General features: G+C 64.5%; 11 protein-coding genes and 1 other RNA gene. 8 read left to right on the top strand and 4 right to left on the bottom strand.

Annotation, left to right across the window (positions count from 1 at the left end; translation table 11 throughout):
- Window positions 1-28: 28 nt before the first annotated feature.
- Window positions 29-499, bottom strand: coding sequence for an SRPBCC family protein (locus M3484_RS05340; RefSeq protein ID WP_092900685.1), 471 nt, complete (start codon window positions 497-499; stop codon window positions 29-31).
- Window positions 500-717: 218 nt separating this feature from the next.
- A complete protein-coding gene (gene nudC, locus M3484_RS05345) occupies window positions 718-1,662 on the bottom strand; it encodes an NAD(+) diphosphatase (protein ID WP_092900682.1) in 945 nt (314 codons plus the stop codon).
- A 223-nt stretch (window positions 1,663-1,885) separates the two neighbouring features.
- On the opposite strand from nudC, the gene M3484_RS05350 reads away from it, so the two are divergent.
- The 3 genes from M3484_RS05350 (at window position 1,886) to ffs (ending at window position 4,621) form a co-directional block, all read left to right on the top strand.
- On the top strand, window positions 1,886-3,808 hold the full coding sequence (locus M3484_RS05350; protein ID WP_249496053.1) for a metallophosphoesterase: 1,923 nt from the start codon (window positions 1,886-1,888) through the stop codon (window positions 3,806-3,808).
- A gap of 43 nt (window positions 3,809-3,851) precedes the next feature.
- Window positions 3,852-4,481 carry an HAD family hydrolase gene (locus tag M3484_RS05355; RefSeq protein ID WP_171909581.1) on the top strand — a complete coding sequence of 210 codons (630 nt, stop codon included), beginning with the start codon at window positions 3,852-3,854 and terminating at the stop codon, window positions 4,479-4,481.
- Window positions 4,482-4,522: 41 nt separating this feature from the next.
- Window positions 4,523-4,621: signal recognition particle sRNA small type (ffs, locus tag M3484_RS05360), an RNA gene on the top strand.
- 293 nt (window positions 4,622-4,914) lie between these two features.
- Here the strand turns inward: ffs and M3484_RS05365 are convergent.
- Window positions 4,915-5,934, bottom strand: coding sequence for an SDR family NAD(P)-dependent oxidoreductase (locus tag M3484_RS05365; RefSeq protein WP_249496054.1), 1,020 nt, complete (start codon window positions 5,932-5,934; stop codon window positions 4,915-4,917).
- Between the two features lie 9 nt (window positions 5,935-5,943).
- Window positions 5,944-7,335, bottom strand: coding sequence for a phosphomannomutase (locus tag M3484_RS05370; RefSeq protein ID WP_249496055.1), 1,392 nt, complete (start codon window positions 7,333-7,335; stop codon window positions 5,944-5,946).
- A gap of 399 nt (window positions 7,336-7,734) precedes the next feature.
- Between M3484_RS05370 and M3484_RS05375 the strand changes: the two genes are divergently transcribed.
- The 5 genes from M3484_RS05375 (at window position 7,735) to M3484_RS05395 (ending at window position 16,476) form a co-directional block, all read left to right on the top strand.
- A complete protein-coding gene (locus M3484_RS05375; RefSeq protein WP_249496056.1) occupies window positions 7,735-8,940 on the top strand; it encodes an AI-2E family transporter in 1,206 nt (401 codons plus the stop codon).
- Between the two features lie 160 nt (window positions 8,941-9,100).
- Window positions 9,101-12,412, top strand: coding sequence for a transglutaminase family protein (locus M3484_RS05380; protein ID WP_249496057.1), 3,312 nt, complete (start codon window positions 9,101-9,103; stop codon window positions 12,410-12,412).
- 8 nt (window positions 12,413-12,420) lie between these two features.
- Window positions 12,421-14,832 carry a circularly permuted type 2 ATP-grasp protein gene (locus M3484_RS05385; RefSeq protein ID WP_249496058.1) on the top strand — a complete coding sequence of 804 codons (2,412 nt, stop codon included), beginning with the start codon at window positions 12,421-12,423 and terminating at the stop codon, window positions 14,830-14,832.
- Window positions 14,829-15,716, top strand: a complete 888-nt coding sequence (locus tag M3484_RS05390) for a transglutaminase family protein (protein WP_249496059.1) — start codon at window positions 14,829-14,831, stop codon at window positions 15,714-15,716. Before M3484_RS05385 ends, M3484_RS05390 begins: the two co-directional genes overlap by 4 nt.
- A gap of 1 nt (window position 15,717) precedes the next feature.
- Window positions 15,718-16,476, top strand: a complete 759-nt coding sequence (locus M3484_RS05395) for an SDR family oxidoreductase (RefSeq protein WP_249496060.1) — start codon at window positions 15,718-15,720, stop codon at window positions 16,474-16,476.
- Window positions 16,477-16,534 lie beyond the last annotated feature (58 nt).

Genomic DNA, 16,534 nt, shown 5'->3' on the forward strand with positions numbered 1-16,534 from the left:
CCTGCCTGTGGCCCCGGCCAGCCCGCGCTCAGCCTGCGCTTTCCCGCCAGCGCTCTTCGATCATCTTCGCGAATTTGCCCATCTGCCCGTCCAGCTTGCGCTGCGTGCGGCCTTTGACCAGGCGCAGCGACTGGATCAGCAGCCGCGCCGCGATGGTCTTCGGGCGGGTCTCGGCGACCAGCAAAACCCGCGTGCGTTTCGGCGCAAGGCTCAGCAATTCCAGCCGCACCCCTCCCGCCACCGACGGGCTGTCGAGATCGAGGTCAAGCGCGTTGGGCGGGCTCAGTTCGGAAATGCGCAAGAGCACCTTGCGCGGCTTGCCTTTATAGGCAAAACGCAGTCGCCAGCCCATCCCGGCCCCCGGGCGTTTCTGATGGTCGATCCGCTCGACCTCTGCACCACGGCGCACGGCCATGCGCTCGAAATGGTCGAAATCAATGACTTCCTGCCAGACAAAGTCCAGTGGTGCCTCAATATCCTGCTTCGCGCTGAATTTCATATGTCAGAACCTGACTGTCAGTGTTGTTATATGCCAGACCGCGGACCGCCACATCTGCGAGGCGAAACGGCGGGTGAAAACTGTACCGGCGCAACCTTGCCGGAGATACCACGACCTTAAACCCGGGCGCAGCGTTACGTCAGATATATCCTGTGTATCGTCAGATATTTCGCCGCGATTTTATTCCGGCTTTTACCACCGGATTTGCGACAATCCCCTTAATCCAGCCGGTCGGCAAGCCAGCTTTCGATAAGATAGCGCGCAATAGAGCCCTGGCGTGGCGGTCGCACCACCTCATGCGTGCCATTGACCACCCGCACCATATCTTCGCGGCTGACCCAGAGCGCGTGATCCAGCTCGACCGGATCGAGAATGATCTCATCGCTGAGTGCCTGCGCCTGGCAGCCCAGCATCAGCGAGGCCGGGAAGGGCCAGGGCTGGCTGGCCAGGTAGCGCACCGCGCCGCAGATCACGCCGGTCTCTTCCTGAACCTCGCGGCGCACCGCAGCCTCGACGGTCTCGCCCGGTTCGACAAAGCCTGCAAGCGTCGAATACATGCCCTCGGGCCAGCCCGGGCTGCGGCCGAGCAGAAGGTTATTATCCCTGGTCACCAGCATGATCACCACTGGATCGGTGCGCGGGAAATGCATCGCCTTGCAGGACGGGCATTTGCGGTGCCAGCCGGCGCCGCCCGCCTCGGATTTCGCACCGCAAGCCGGGCAGAAGCCATGTGTGCGGTGCCATTCCAACAGCGCCCGGGCGGTTGCGGCCATCTCGGCCTCGTCCGGGTCAAGCGCGGCCATGATCTGGCGCAGTTCGATGAATTGCCGCCCCGCCGGAGCCAGCGGATGCGGCTGTCGCCCGGCATCGAAAATCGTCTCGGTCGGAAGACCCTCTTCCGGCTTCCAGGATGAAACATCAGCGGCAAAGACGCCCTTTTCCCGCCAGAGCCCGAGAAAAACCGGCGGCGGGGCATCGGCCAGCAACGGATCACCCGCAGACAGGAACCCCAATGTGGTGTCATCGGCCAGCGGCATCCCGCGCCAGAGCGGCAGGATCAGCCCGCCTGCAAGAAGCGCCGCCAGCGCCTCGGGGTCAGACCGCAGCTCATGGCCCCTGTCACGCCCGGTGCCGCCGAAAGTCACGGAACTGGCCTGTTGCATCACTTGCTCCACCGCATTAGCCTTCAGGGATCTTCAGGCGGTGATGACATGCCGGACAGGCGCCGAAAAGCCCCTTCGCCACACCCGGCGGAGAGTTTCCGGCAGGGGCTTGCAGCTGAGCCTCCGGCGTGACAACCTTCAGTTGTACATTAGAATGTGAATCGTGTTTCATCAAATATGACCGGAATGGTTGCACTCTCACCCCCTTCGAAGGCAAGGCAACGTGTCTTCAGAACCTGACAGGCTCTGGTCCGGAGGATTGGTCTTTGCCCGCGAAACGCCGCCTGACGGCTCGGGCCTGCTGAGGATTATCGCGACCAGCGATCTTCACGCGCAGTTGCTCTCTTATGACTATTTCGCAAATCGTCAGCTTCCCGGCACCGGCCTCGCACAGATCGCCTGTCTGATCGCCGAAGCGCGCCGTACTGCGCCCACCTCTCTCTTGCTCGACAACGGTGATTTTCTGCAGGGTGGTGCCCTGGCCGAGATCGGAACGATGCGGCGCGGCAGACGGCCGCATCCCGCGATCACCGCCTTCAACGCCCTCTCTTATGATGCTGTGGCGCTTGGCAATCATGAATTCGACTACGGGCTCGAAACGCTGAACCGCGCCATTGAGAGCGCCGCTTTTCCGGTGATTTCCTCCAATGTCCTGATCGAAAAGGCATCAACGCCGCTTGCAGACCGGCATTTCGCCACGCCTGCAACATTGTTGACCCGCGAGATCTTACTTCCGGACGGAACGCGGCGCGCGGTCACTGTCGGGATTTTCGCCCTGACCCCGCCCGAGACGCTGCAATGGAATGCGCGCTGGATCCGGGACCGGCTCGAGATACGGCAGATGGAGGAGACCGCCCGTGCCTGGGTGCCAGAATTGCGGGCGCAGGGGGCGGATATCGTGATCTGCCTTGCTCATACCGGCATCGCGCAGCCGGTCGCAGGGGTGTCCGAAGACAATCAGGCGGTCGAGATTGCGGGGATCCCCGGGCTTGATGCGGTGATTGCCGGCCACAGCCACCTCACCTTTCCCGACCTGCGCAGCTATGCCGACCCAAGAGTGAACGGGGTCAGCGGCCATATTTCCGGCAAGCCGGTGGTGCAGCCGGGGCATGAAGGGTCACATCTGGGGGTGATCGACCTCTGGTTGAGCCCGGTGAATGGCATCCCGAACCGCCGATGGGAGGTGACGCGCAGCCGGACGCACCTGATCGCCGGCCAGGAAACGGTTGCCGGGATGCCGTCGCGCACCATCCGCGAGGCTTCGGCCCCCTTGCGGCTTGCGCTGGCCCAGGATCATTCCGCCGCGCTGTTCCGGATGCGGCAGCGCCTTGGGGCGGTCGCGATGCCGGTCTCGTCCTGGTTTGCCAGTGTCGCTGACGGCCAGGCGATGCGGCTCATCGGCGCTGCGCTCAGCGCGCATGCCCGCGCCCGTCTCGAAGGCGGTCCATGGAGCAAGCTGCCGATGGTGGCGCTGGTTTCGTCTTTCCGCTCTGGCGGGCGCGGCGGGCCGATGAACTATGTCGACATTCCGCAGGGAAATGTCTCGCTGCGCCATGTGTTCAGCCTTTATCCGTTTCCAAATACGCTGACCGCGCTCCTTACCACCGGAGCAGAGCTGGCCAGGCGGCTTGACCTTTCCTGCACCCTCTTCAACCAGATCATGCCGGGCAAACCTGACCAGATCCTGACCAATCCGGTGATTCCGGCCTTCAGCTACGCCGCGGCCATCGGCGCCGCCTATCAGATCGACCTCAGCCTGCCCCCAGCCCTGCCCGGGATCGCGCGCCCCTTTGGCAAGGGCCGCATCAGGGACCTCATGATCGACGGCCGGCCGCTTGGGCCAGAGGACCCAGTGATCCTCGTCGTCAATAATTACATAACCGACGATCCCCGCCGCCCCGCCGGTGAGGTGATCCTTGATGAAGGCCGCAACTGCACCGGGATCATCGCCGATTACATCCGCGACCAGGAGCGGATCGTCTCAGATGACCGCCCCGGCTGGCGCTTCATGCCGATGCCGGGCACCTCGGTGTTTTTTGACAGCGGAACCGGCGCCGGCGAGCGGCTCGACTCCGCCGCCTTGCTGAGTCCCGAGCCAATCGGGCTGATGCCATCAGGCTTTTCGCGCTTTCGTCTGCATCTGTGATGGTGCAGGGTCCGGCCAGCGGATTCTATGGCTGAGGATGAATATGTTTGACGCGGTTTTCTTCGATCTCGACGGCACTCTGGTCGATACCGAGGCGCTGGCGCTACGCTCTAACATGCGGGTCTTTGCGGAGCATGGCCATCCGGTCGAAGCCGATTTCCTGCATGAGATGATCGGCAAGGACGAGCCCGCAATCACCGAATTGCTGCGTGAGACGATGCCGGGGCTCGACGCCAATCAGCTGCAGGCCGATCTGCACCGCGCCTTTTACGAAGATCTCGAAGCGGGCCTGGATCTGAAACCCGGCGCGCGCCAGCTCCTTGACGGGCTCGCGGTGCCTGCGGTGCTGGTGACTTCGTCGGGGCGCCCGGGCGCGCTGCGCAAGCTGGAGCTGACCGGCATTCATGCGGCCTTTGCCGGGGTGATCACGCTGGACGAGGTAACGCGGCCGAAGCCCGATCCACAACCCTATCTGATGGCGGCCCAGATGCTGGATCTCGACCCGTCGCGCTGCCTGGTCTTCGAGGACAGCGAGACCGGCGCTGAGGCCGGCCACCGCGCCGGCTGCACCGTGGTGCAGGTGAAAGACGTCGTCAGCCCGACAGGCCGCTGGGCGCATCACATCGCCGATGACCTGCTGGCGGGCGCACGCCTTGCCGGTCTCGCCATCTGAGCCCCTCTTGCGTCAGCCTTTCAGGCCGCTTATATCGGACTTGAGAGGTTGGCGCGGGTGAACGCCTCGCCAACCCGGTCAGGTCCGGAAGGAAGCAGCCGTAACGAGATCCGTTTGGGTCGTTGTCCAGCCTCTCACCTTTTCCCATGTTTAGCTGCTCACGCAAAATAACACCCTTGCAAACAAGGGCTTACTGATATTTCCGGGTCGGGTGCGCCTGCCGGAACAGGGTCAGGGATGGCGGCACTCGGCAAATGCTCTGTATGAGCCGGTATATGCTGCCAGCGCCGCGAAATGCGTCACCGGCTTAAACTGCGCCGGCAATCCGTTCCCCCCTCACCCCAGCCGGTCGGGAGATTGTCAAATGCAGGCCGGATGGACCCCGCGCGAAGCCAGCGCCTTGCAGATATGTGAGCCGATAAAGCCCGCGCTCTCAGACATTGTAGTAGTCACGATACCAGTCGACGAAAGCCGCCACCCCTTCGGTCACGCGGGTTTTCGGCTGATAACCCGTCAGGCTTTTCAACAAATTCGCATCGGCCCAGGTCGCAGGTACGTCACCGGCCTGCATCGGCATCAGATTGCGGAGCGCCTTGCGCCCGGTGGCGGCCTCGATGGCTGCGATGAAATCATCCAGCTCGACGGCCTCGGAATTGCCGATATTCACCACACGCCAGGGCGCCACCGGCGAGAGACTGTCGCCTTCGGGCACCTGGCCATGTTCCGGCGTCGCCGGAGCCGCATCGATCAACAGGCGGATGCCTTCGACCAGATCGTCGATATAGGTAAAGTCGCGCTTCATCTCGCCATGGTTATAGACGTCGATGGGCTCGCCTCTGAGAATTCTCGCGGTGAATTTGATCGGCGCCATATCCGGGCGCCCCCAGGGTCCGTAAACCGTGAAAAAGCGGAACATCGTCACCGGCAGGCCGAAGAGATGCGCATAGCTGTGCGCCATGCCCTCTGTGGCCTTTTTCGTCGCCGCATAGAACGACATCTGGTGATCGGCGCGGTCGGTTTCCGCATAGGGCATCTTCGTATTGGCGCCGTAAGCCGAAGAGGTCGAGGCCAACAGCATATGCTGCGGTGGGAAGGCGCGGGCGGCCTCGAGGATCTCGAAAGTGCCGACAATATTGCTTTCCAGATAGGCGCGCGGATTGTCGATGGAATAGCGCACCCCGGCCTGGGCGGCGAGATGGATCACCACATCGGGGCGATGGGTGTCGAACAGCTGCATCATAAGACCCGGCGTTTCGACCGAATCGTTCACGACCTGAAAGCCCGGATCCTGGCTCAGCATCGCCTGGCGGCGCTGTTTCAGTGTCACGTCATAATAATCGGACATATTGTCGAGCCCGATCACCTGGAACCCATCCGCCAGCAGGCGCCGGCAGAGGTGATAGCCGATAAAGCCCGAAGATCCCGTCACCAGCGCTTTGCGTGTCTCAGCCATAAATCACCTTTATCCGATCAGCTCCTGCCTCAGCGATGTCAGCCCGCGATCCATTAAACTCCGTGCTGAGACTGCATCTTCCGCCTCAGTGTAGAGCCTGAATTCGGGCGCATTGCCAGAGGGGCGCAGGTGCAGAATGGCACCGGTCGCCAGGGAGATCCGCAACCCGTCGGTCAGATCGACAGCGCTTTCCTGCTGGCCAAGCCCGGCGAGAAAGGCTGCCCGCGCGCCCTGATCCCCGATCAGCCGCGCGAGAAAGGGACCCGAGCGCTCTGGCGCGATCTCTTGCAGCCGGTCCGACAGGGTCACGACCGGCGGCTCACCCGCCACAAGGGTCGAGACCGTGCCGCCCTGCGCCGCGATCAGCACCATCAGGATAGGCAGAAGGAAATCGCGGGTCGGCAGCGCCCTGATCACGCCGCCGGCCAGCGCCGCGTCAAAGCCCAGCAGGAAGCCGCCATTGGCTTCATATCCCACCACGCGCCCGCCCGCAGCCTCCATTGCCGCGATCACGAAAGGCGAGCCGATCTTCGTGCGCCGGACCGAGGCAAACCCCTTCCGCATCACACCCGAATTCGACGAAACCGGCGTCACCACCGTATCCGCCCCCAGCGCCGTCGCCGCGATCTGGCCGAGGATATCACCCGGCACGATGCGCCCGGTCTCATCTGCCAAAAGCGGGCGGTCGGAATCGCCATCGGTGGAAATCAGGGCATCAAGGCCGTTCTCTGCCACCCAGATCGCGATCCGGCGTGCAACATCGGGGTCAACAGCTTCGGTATCGACCGGGATGAAGCTGTCGGAATGGCCAAACTCAATCGCCTCGGCGCCAAGTCCGCGCAGCGTGGAAAGCATGGCCTCGCGTCCGACCGCCGAATGGCTGTAAACGCCGATCCTCCGCCCTTGCAGCGCATCAGGGCCGAAGACCGACACATAGCGGTGAATAAAGGCAGTATTGCCCCCGGTCTCCTGCAGCCGGCGGCCGTCATGGGCGGCATTACCCGGATCGCGGCCAAGGGCCCCAAGGATCGCGGCCTCATCTTCTTTGGTGATCTCGCCCGCAGGAGTGTAGAATTTCAGCCCATTGCGATCGGCGGGGATATGGCTGCCGGTCACCATCACCGCCGCCGCTCCGGCCCGACGCGCGAGATTGGCCAGCGCCGGCGTCGGGAGTGCGCCACAGGCGGTGACATCAACGCCCTCCTTCAGCGCGGTCTCGATCACCACACGCGCAATGCCAGGGCTTGAGGGCCGCAGATCTTCGCCGACAAACAGCCCACCGCCCGAGCCGCCTTCCCTGGGGCAGGCTGCGAGAAAGGCGCGGGTGTAATCCGCAACCAATGCGTCAGTCAGTTCAGTCACGAGGCCGCGCAGGCCGCTGGTGCCAAATTTCGGAGCCATAGCTTCGCCTCCCGTCAGGATCGCCCTGAGTTTCCAGTCGTTTTCGGCTTAGGCCATAATCTGCAAATATATGCATCACAACCTTCGCGGTCGCGAAGAGGCAGTGGGCGGGCCGGAAAGTCCTGCCCCGCCCACTCTTCCGGCGGATTGGCAAAATCGAAAAACGATCCGGAAAAGCAACCACTTGCAGATCATAAACACTTGCAGTTGGCGGGTCGCCACCCCATCTGGTGATGGTGACCTCGCGGCCATAGTGCCGCGAAAATCCTGCTGCAGAAAAGAGATTTTCATCGGAATGTCTCATGAAACTGCGATCCATAGTGCCGCTGTCCTGACACTGGCATCTCGACACTGGCGCCCCGGGGCGCGACTATGCCGGAAAATGGAAAAGATCGGAACATGGCCGCAACGACGACCCCTTCCCTCCCCGGGCCTCCGCCCAGCCCCGAGCCGTCCTTTGCTGCAGAGACGCGGCACGGATATCGTCGCCCGCTGATCACTGATATTTCGGCAGCGCGCTGGCTCTTGCTCGCGATCCTCGCAGCCTCGGTCTATTTCTTCTACGGCTTCATCGTGCCCGTGCTGGCCGCCACCGTGATCGCGGTCGCAAGCTGGCCCCTGCGCGAACGCTCGCTGCCAAAGCTGGGGCGCACCCTGACCGCCACGGCACTGGTGCTTGTGCTTTTATGCTTTCTGGTGCTGCCGATCCTTGCGGCGCTGTTCTACGCCTTCCACGAATTGCGTGACTGGATCTCCTGGGGGTTCCGCATCAACAGCACCGGCACGCCACCGCCGCACTGGCTGGTCGAACTGCCGCAGGTCGGCGGCTGGATCGATGAGAAATGGCGCGCGACCATCGGCCATCCCGGCGGCCTTGGGGAATTGGTACAGCTGATTTCGGGCGAGAATATCGGCTCGATCTATCGCGGCGTGCTCAGCGCGGGATCGACCGCCTTCCACCTGTTCCTGAACCTCGTATTCATGCTGATCGCGCTGTTCGTGTTCTATCGTGACGGTGACCGCGTGGTGGAACAGATCGACCGCGTCGGCGCCCGCATCCTGCCCGAGCGCTGGAATCGCCTGTCGCGCATCGCGCCCGCGACAATCTCGGCCACAGTGACCGGCATGACACTGATCGCAATTGGCGAAGGCGTGGTGCTGGGCGTCGCCTATTACTTCGCCGGCCTGCCCTCGCCCGTCACCTTCGCCGTCATCACCGCCGTCATGGCGCTGATCCCCGGCGGCGCGCCTTTGTCCTTCACGCTGGCCTCGCTGTATCTGGTCGCCTCGGGTTCGCCCTGGGCTGGGGTCGCGCTGTTCACCTGGGGCACGGTCGAGCTGTTCATCGTCGACAAGACCATCCGCCCGATGCTGGTCGGTGGCCCGGTGCGACTGCCCTTCCTGCCGACCTTTTTCGGCTTGATCGGCGGGGTAAAGACCATGGGCATTGTCGGGCTTTTTGTCGGTCCGGTGCTGATGGCGCTTCTGATGTCGATCTGGCGGGAATGGCAGCGCGAGATCCGGGAAGACGAGGCGCGCCGCCAGCCGCACACGAATGTCCTGCCACCGCTGGTGCCGCCGCCGGTCACAACCGCTGACGGGTAGCACCCCTGCGGACTGCCCGATTGGCGGGCAGCAATTGCCCCGATTTGCGCCAATTGGGCAAAAGGGACGCAAAAACCCCTTGTCCGACCCGGATTTGCCCTGAACTCTGGGGTTCCGGGCCGGGGTGGAACATCTTGCCGGTCGCCAACAGGAAGTTCCGATGTCGATCACGGCCGCAATCCATCACCTGACCCATTATATCTATGACCAGCCGGTCATGCTTGGCCCCCAGGTGATCCGGCTGCGACCGGCGCCGCATTCGCGCACCCGGGTGATCAGCCACAATCTCAGGGTCAGCCCGGGCGGCCATTTCGTAAACCACCAGCAAGACCCTTACGGCAACTGGCTGGCGCGTTTCGTCTTTCCTGAACCGGTGCGCGAGCTGAAGATCGAGGTCGATCTGGTCGCCGACATGACCGTCTACAACCCGTTTGACTTCTTCGTCGAGGAAAGCGCCGAGACCTTCCCCTTCACCTATCCCGACGATCTGATCCAGGACCTGTCGATCTATCGCCAGGTGGAGCCACATGGCCCCGAATTCGACGCCCTGCTCGCCTCGATCAGTCGCGCGCCGCAGCGCACCGTTGATTTCATCGTCGGGCTGAATGCGCGGATCTCGTCAGAGGTGAATTACCTGATCCGGATGGAGCCGGGCGTCCAGACGCCGGCGCAGACGCTGCAACTTGGCTCAGGTTCCTGCCGCGACAGCACCTGGCTGCTGGTCAATCTTTTGCGGCATCTGGGGTTCGCTGCGCGCTTTGTCTCGGGCTATCTGATCCAGCTGAAACCGGATCTGAAGGCGCTCGACGGCCCGTCGGGGACCGAGGTCGATTTCACTGATCTTCACGCCTGGGCCGAGGTCTATCTGCCCGGCGCCGGCTGGATCGGGCTTGACCCGACCTCGGGTCTTCTGACCGGCGAAAGCCATATTCCGCTCTCCGCAACGCCGCATTACCGGAATGCCGCCCCGATCACCGGCGGTTTTACGGGGCAGGCCAATGTCGGTTTCGATTTCGACATGCGCGTGACCCGCATTTCTGAGCATCCGCGCATCACCAAACCGTTTTCCGATGCGGCATGGGAGGAGTTGACCGCCCTTGGCGCCCGCGTTGATCAGGCGCTGGCGGCGGGAGATGTGCGCCTCACCATGGGCGGCGAGCCGACCTTCGTCTCCATCGATGATTTCGAAAGCCCGGAATGGAATTCTGAAGCCGTCGGCCTCCAAAAACGCGCACTTGCCGATCAGATGGTGCGCCGGTTGCGCGACCGTTTCGCGCCGGGCGGCTTTCTGCATTACGGCCAGGGCAAATGGTATCCGGGCGAAACGCTGCCGCGCTGGACCTTCTCGCTGTACTGGCGCCGGGACGGCCATCCGGTCTGGCAAGATGCCAGCCTGATCGCCCCCGAAGGCGAGGATCAGAGCGCGACGCCCGAACAGGCGGCGGCGCTGCTGTCGGAAATCGCGCTACAGCTTGATCTGCCGCAGGATTTCATCCTGCCCGCCTATGAAGACCCCGCCGAATGGCTGGTGAAAGAAGCGATGCTTCCCGAGAATGTCACCCCGGAAAACCCCGAGCTGAAAGACCCCGAGGCGCGGCATCGCATCTCGCAGGTCTTCGCGCGCGGGTTGACGGAGCCTGTCGGCTATGTTTTGCCGGTGCAGCCCTGGCAGGGGCGCGAAAGCAGTCGCAAATGGATGTCTGAATTGTGGTCCATGCGCCGGGGCAAGGTCTTTCTGACCCCTGGCGACAGCCCGGTTGGCTACCGTCTGCCGCTCGGCAGCCTGAAGCATCTCTCCGCCGCGGAATACCCCTGGCTGAACCCCGCCGATCCGACCGAACCCCGCCCCGACCTGCCGAAATCTGACGCCCATCCCCAGCCCCGCGCCAGCTTTACCGCCGCGACCGAAGGCCAGCAGATCACCGAACAGATCGCCGGTTCCGACCTTGGCGGTGCCGTCCGCACCGCCCTGTCTATCGAGCCGCGCGAGGGGCGGCTTTCGGTCTTCATGCCCCCTGTTGTGCGGCTTGAGGATTACCTCGACCTGCTGGCGGCAACCGAGGCTGCGGCGGCCAAACTCGGGCTCAGGGTCCATATCGAGGGCTATCAGCCACCGCATGACCCAAGGATGAACGTGATCCGCGTCGCCCCCGATCCGGGTGTGATCGAGGTGAATATCCACCCGGCCACCTCATGGGAAGACTGCGTCGCGATTACCAATGGCGTTTACGAGGATGCGCGCCAAAGCCGGCTTTGCGCCGAGAAATTCATGATCGACGGCAAACATACCGGCACCGGGGGTGGCAATCATGTCGTGGTCGGCGGCGCCACGACGCTCGACAGCCCCTTCCTGCGCCGCCCTGACCTGCTGCGCTCGCTGATCCTGCACTGGAACCGGCACCCGTCGCTGTCCTACCTGTTCTCGGGGCTCTTCATCGGCCCGACCTCCCAGGCGCCCCGGATCGACGAGGCGCGCCATGACGCGCTTTACGAGATGGAAATCGCACTGTCGCAGATCCCCGCGCCTTCCGAAGGTGAAGCGCCGCTGCCCTGGCTGACCGACCGGTTGCTGAGAAACATGCTTACCGATGTGACCGGCAATACCCACCGCGCCGAGATCTGCATTGACAAGCTCTATTCCCCCGATGGTCCGACCGGCCGGCTGGGTCTTGTCGAATTCCGGGGCTTCGAGATGCCGCCGGATGCGCGGATGTCGCTGGCCCAGCAACTTCTGATCCGCGCCCTGATCGCGCGGTTCTGGAACGCTCCGGCCTCCGGCCCGCTGACCCGCTGGGGCACCAGCCTGCATGACCGTTTCATGCTGCCGCATTTCGTCTGGCAGGATTTCCGCGATGTGCTGGCCGATCTGCGCACCCATGGTTTTGATCTGAAAGAGGAATGGTTCAGCGCGCAGGCAGAGTTCCGTTTCCCCTTCTGCGGCGAGGTGGATTATGAGGGCAGCCATATCGAGATCCGCCAGGCGCTGGAGCCCTGGCATGTGCTGGGCGAGACCGGCGCCATTGGCGGCACGGCGCGTTATACCGACAGTTCGACCGAACGGCTCCAGGTGAAACTGACCACGGCGTATCCGTCCCGCTACGCCATGACCTGCAACGGGCGCGAACTGCCCCTGACCGCTACCCGAAGCGGCGAGGCGGTGGCGGGCGTCCGGTTCAAAGCCTGGGAGCCGGCACTGGCCATCCATCCGCGTCTGAAATCCCAGGCGCCTTTATCCTTTGACCTCTATGACCGCTGGTCGGGGCGCAGTCTTGGCGGCTGCACCTGGCATGTCGCCCATCCGGGCGGGCGGAATTACGACACCTTCCCGGTCAACGGAAACGAGGCAGAGGCGCGTCGCCTCGCGCGCTTCCAGCCCTCGGGCGGGACCGGCGGTCTCTGGCGGCCTGACGCCGAAATCCGCCACCCGGAATTTCCGCTCACCCTTGACCTGAGGCGCCCCATCGGCATCTGATCCTGGCCATGACTGGTGATGTTTCTTCCTCCGGTGATCCCCTCGCCCGGCATGATTTCGGTCTTGCCGAATACCAGCCGCTGCCCGGCGTCCCGGATGAGCTGATCGGGCCGGATGGCCAGGTCCGCCCGCTCTGGCAGCCGATGCTGGACCATCTGGCGGCGCTTTCCCCCACCGATCTGACCCGTGCCACCGACCGCGCCGACCTCTATCTGCGCGATTCCGGGGTGATCTACCGTCAGTATGACACCTCTGCCGGTACGGCCTCGGTCGAGCGCCCCTGGCCGCTGAGCCATCTGCCGGTGCTGATAGACGAGGCCGACTGGACCCGGCTTTCCGCCGCGCTGATCCAGCGGGCGGATCTGCTGGAACTGGTGATGGCGGATTTTTATGGGCCGAACCGGATGGTCGCAGAGGGGCATCTGCCGGCGGAACTGCTGGCCGGTAACCCGGCCTGGGCGCGCCCGATGGTGGGTATCCGCCCGCGTTCGGGCCATTTCCTGCATTTCGTCGCCTTTGAGATCGGGCGCGGCCCCGACGGGCAATGGTGGGTGCTCGCCGACCGGACCGAGGCGCCTTCGGGCGCGGGTTATGCGCTTGAGACCCGGGTCGCCACCACCCGCGCCTTTGGCCCGCAGCTTTTTGGTCCGCAGCTGCACCGGCTTGCGGGGTTCTTCCGCGAATTTCGCGATCACCTCCTGTCGATGCGGGCGGATCCCGCCGCCCGGGTGGCGATCCTGACACCTGGCCCCTGGAACGAGACCTGGTATGAACAGGCCTGGCTTGCACGATATCTGGGGATCAGCCTTGTTCAGGGCGAGGATCTGACGGTCGAAAGCGGCCGGCTGATGCTGCGCACTGTCTCGGGCCTCAAGCCGCTGGATGTGCTGTGGCGCAGGCTGGACGGGTCCTTTGCCGACCCTCTGGAACTGGACCCCGCCTCGCGGCTTGGCACGCCCGGCCTCGTCTCGGCGCTGCGCCAGGGTGGGCTTTCCATGGTTAACCCGCCCGGCTCGGGCGTGCTGGAAACGCGGGCGATGATGGCCTTCCTGCCGCGCCTCGCGCCGGTCCTGACCGGGGAAGAGCTGCTGCTGCCGAATATCGCCACCTGGTGGTGCGGCGATGCGGCGGCCCGCGCGGCGGTAATGGCAGCGGCAGATCGCATGAACCTTTCCCCCGCGCTTGGCACCGGCCTGCCCTATGACCGGATGGAGGACCCGCTGGCGGCGGCCAGCCTGACGCCAGACGCGCTGCGCGACCGGCTTGAACGTGACCAGGGCGCGCTGGTGGCGCAGGAGGCCGTGCTGCTTTCAACCACCCCCGCCCTGGTCGATGGCCGGATCACGCCGCGCCCGATGTCGCTCAGGGTCTATCTCGCGCGCACCGCTTCGGGGTGGAAGGTGATGCAGGGCGGTTTCGCCCGGATCGGTGCCACCACCGACCCGGCGGCGCTGGCGATGCAGCGCGGCGGCGGGGCGGCGGATGTCTGGATCATCGCGCCCGACCATGTGGGTGGCGACACCCTGATGAACCACCCCGCGGGGCACAGTGGCACACCCGAACCCGATGAACTGCCAGCCCGCGCCGCTGACAACCTCTTCTGGCTGGGCCGCTATGTCGAACGCAGCGAGGGCATGGTGCGGCTCTTGCGCGCGCGCCATGGCCGCATCGCCGAAAGCGGCACCGGATCACTGCCGCTGCTGGCCGAGACCGATCAGCTACTGGAGTTTGCCGGTCTCGACCCTGCCGATCCGATCCCCAACGGGCTTTTGGACACGATCGGGCGTGCAGTCACCTCGGCGGCGCAGCTGCGCGACCGGTTCTCGACCGATGGCTGGGCGGCGCTGACAGATCTCGACAAATCGGCACGGCGCCTGGCGCAGCAGGTCACCCCGGGAGATGACGCGGCCCAGGCGCTTTCGGCACTATTGCGCAAGCTCGCGGGCTTTTCGGGCCTGGTGCATGAGAATATGTACCGCCTGATCGGCTGGCGGTTTCTGACGCTGGGACGGATGCAGGAACGCGCCCGAAATATGGCGGGCTGGCTGGCGGCGCTGACCGATCCCGAAGCCGATCCCGGTGGCCTCGACCTGTGTATCGAGCTGGGCGATTCCGTCATGATCCATCGGCGCCGCTATTCCATGAGCTCGGCGCGCGGGCCCGTGATCGGGCTTCTGGCGCTGGACCCGCTGAACCCGCGTGCGATCCGCAATCAGGTTGATGGCATGATGGATCTGGTCCGGATGCTGCCCGAAGCCCTCGTCGAAAACCGGCTGAGCGCCCCGGCGCGCGCATTGCTGCGGTTGCAGACCGACCTCGCCACCGCCACGCCGGACACCCTCGACAGTGCAGCGCTCTATTCCGTGCAGACGCGGCTTGGCGAGGTTTCAGACCTGATCTCGGAGCGCTATTTCCGATGAGCCTCTATAACCTGCGCCTGCAGATCAGCTATGAATTCGACCGGCCCAGCGGCGCCGGGCGGCAGCATTTCCGCATCCTTCCCGCCACGCTGCCCGGGCGCCAGCGCCTGCTGGGATCCCTGGTCACGCTGGAGCCGGAACCGGGCGAGCTGAGCTTTTTCACCGATTTTTTCGGCACTTCCGTCGTTGAGGCAGCGATCCCCGCCGGGCTGACATGGCTTGAACTGCGCCTTGAAGCCCGGGTCGAGCGGCTTGCAGAGGCCGAGGGGCTCGACCTCTCGATGCCGGTGTGCCGGCTTGGCCCCGAGATCGCGCAATGCCGCAGCCTCGGGCCGACATCGCCACTGCACTACCAGCTGCCCTCGCGCCGTATCCCAGAGGTGAACGCCATCAGCGATTTCGCCGCCGGCGCGCTGAGGCCGGGCGACAGCGTGGCGGTGGTGACCGAACGGCTTGGCCTCATGCTCCATGACCATATGAGATTCGAAACCGGCGCCACCGATGTCGACACGCCCCCGGCCGAGGCCTTTGCCGCGCGCCATGGCGTCTGTCAGGATTTCGCGCAGATCATGGTGGGCGGCCTCAGGAGCCTCGGCATTCCGGCGGCCTATGTGGCGGGCTATCTGCGCACCCTGCCGCCGCCCGGGCGCAAGCGCCTTGTCGGTGCCGATGCGATGCATGCCTGGGTCCGGGCCTGGGGCGGCAGCCAGCGCGGCTGGATCGACTATGACCCGACCAATGCCTGTTTCACCGGCGCGGACCATATAGAAGTCGGCATGGGCCGCGATTATGGTGATGTGGCGCCGGTGACAGGGATGCTGCGGCTTGACGGCCAGCAGGAGGGCCGCCATTCGGTGGATATTACCGAGGCCGGGGAGGGCTGAGATGACACAAAGCGAATTGCCGGTTGCGGTGATCACCGGCGCCGGATCAGGGATCGGGCGCGCCGTGGCGCAGGCACTGATCGCGGCGGGCTATCGCTGCGCGCTGATCGGTCGGCGCAAGTCGCCCCTTGCAGAAACGGCGGCGCAAAGCGCAGATCCCGACCGCGCATTGATCGTCACCGCCGATCTGAGCCAGTCCGACGCGGTCCGTGAGGCTTTCGCGCAGATCGTCGCGCGTTTTGGTCGTATCGATTTCCTCTTCAACAATGCCGGCGCCTTTGGCGGCCAGGCGCGTGTCGAGGATACCACGCCGGACTCCTGGGATGCGGTGATTGCGATCAACCTGAACGGCGCCTTTTACTGCGCGCGCGAGGCCTGGCGGCAGATGCTGGTGCAAGAGCCCAAAGGCGGGCGCATCCTGAACAATGGCTCGATCTCGGCCTATGTCCCGCGGCCGCAGACAATCTCTTATGCGGCGTCGAAACATGCGGTGACCGGGCTGACAAAGGCCCTCGCACTCGAAGGGCGCGACCATGGCATCGCGGTCGGCCAGATCGATATCGGCAATGCCGCAACGCCAATGACCGCAGAAATGCCGAAGGGCATGCTCCAGGCCGATGGCAGCATCCGGCCCGAGCCGGTGATGGATGTCGCCCATGTCGCCGGGGCCATCGTGATGATCGCGCGCCAGCCGCTGACGGTGAACACGCTCTTCACGACGATCATGGCCACCGCGATGCCCTATGTCGGGCGCGGCTGACCTTCGCGGCTGATCCTTGCCGATCTGCACAGGGCCTCCGGCACCCGAGCCTTTGCGC

The organism is Pseudomonas sp. GX19020 (genome assembly GCF_023371075.1).
Lineage (GTDB): Bacteria > Pseudomonadota > Alphaproteobacteria > Rhodobacterales > Rhodobacteraceae > Pseudogemmobacter.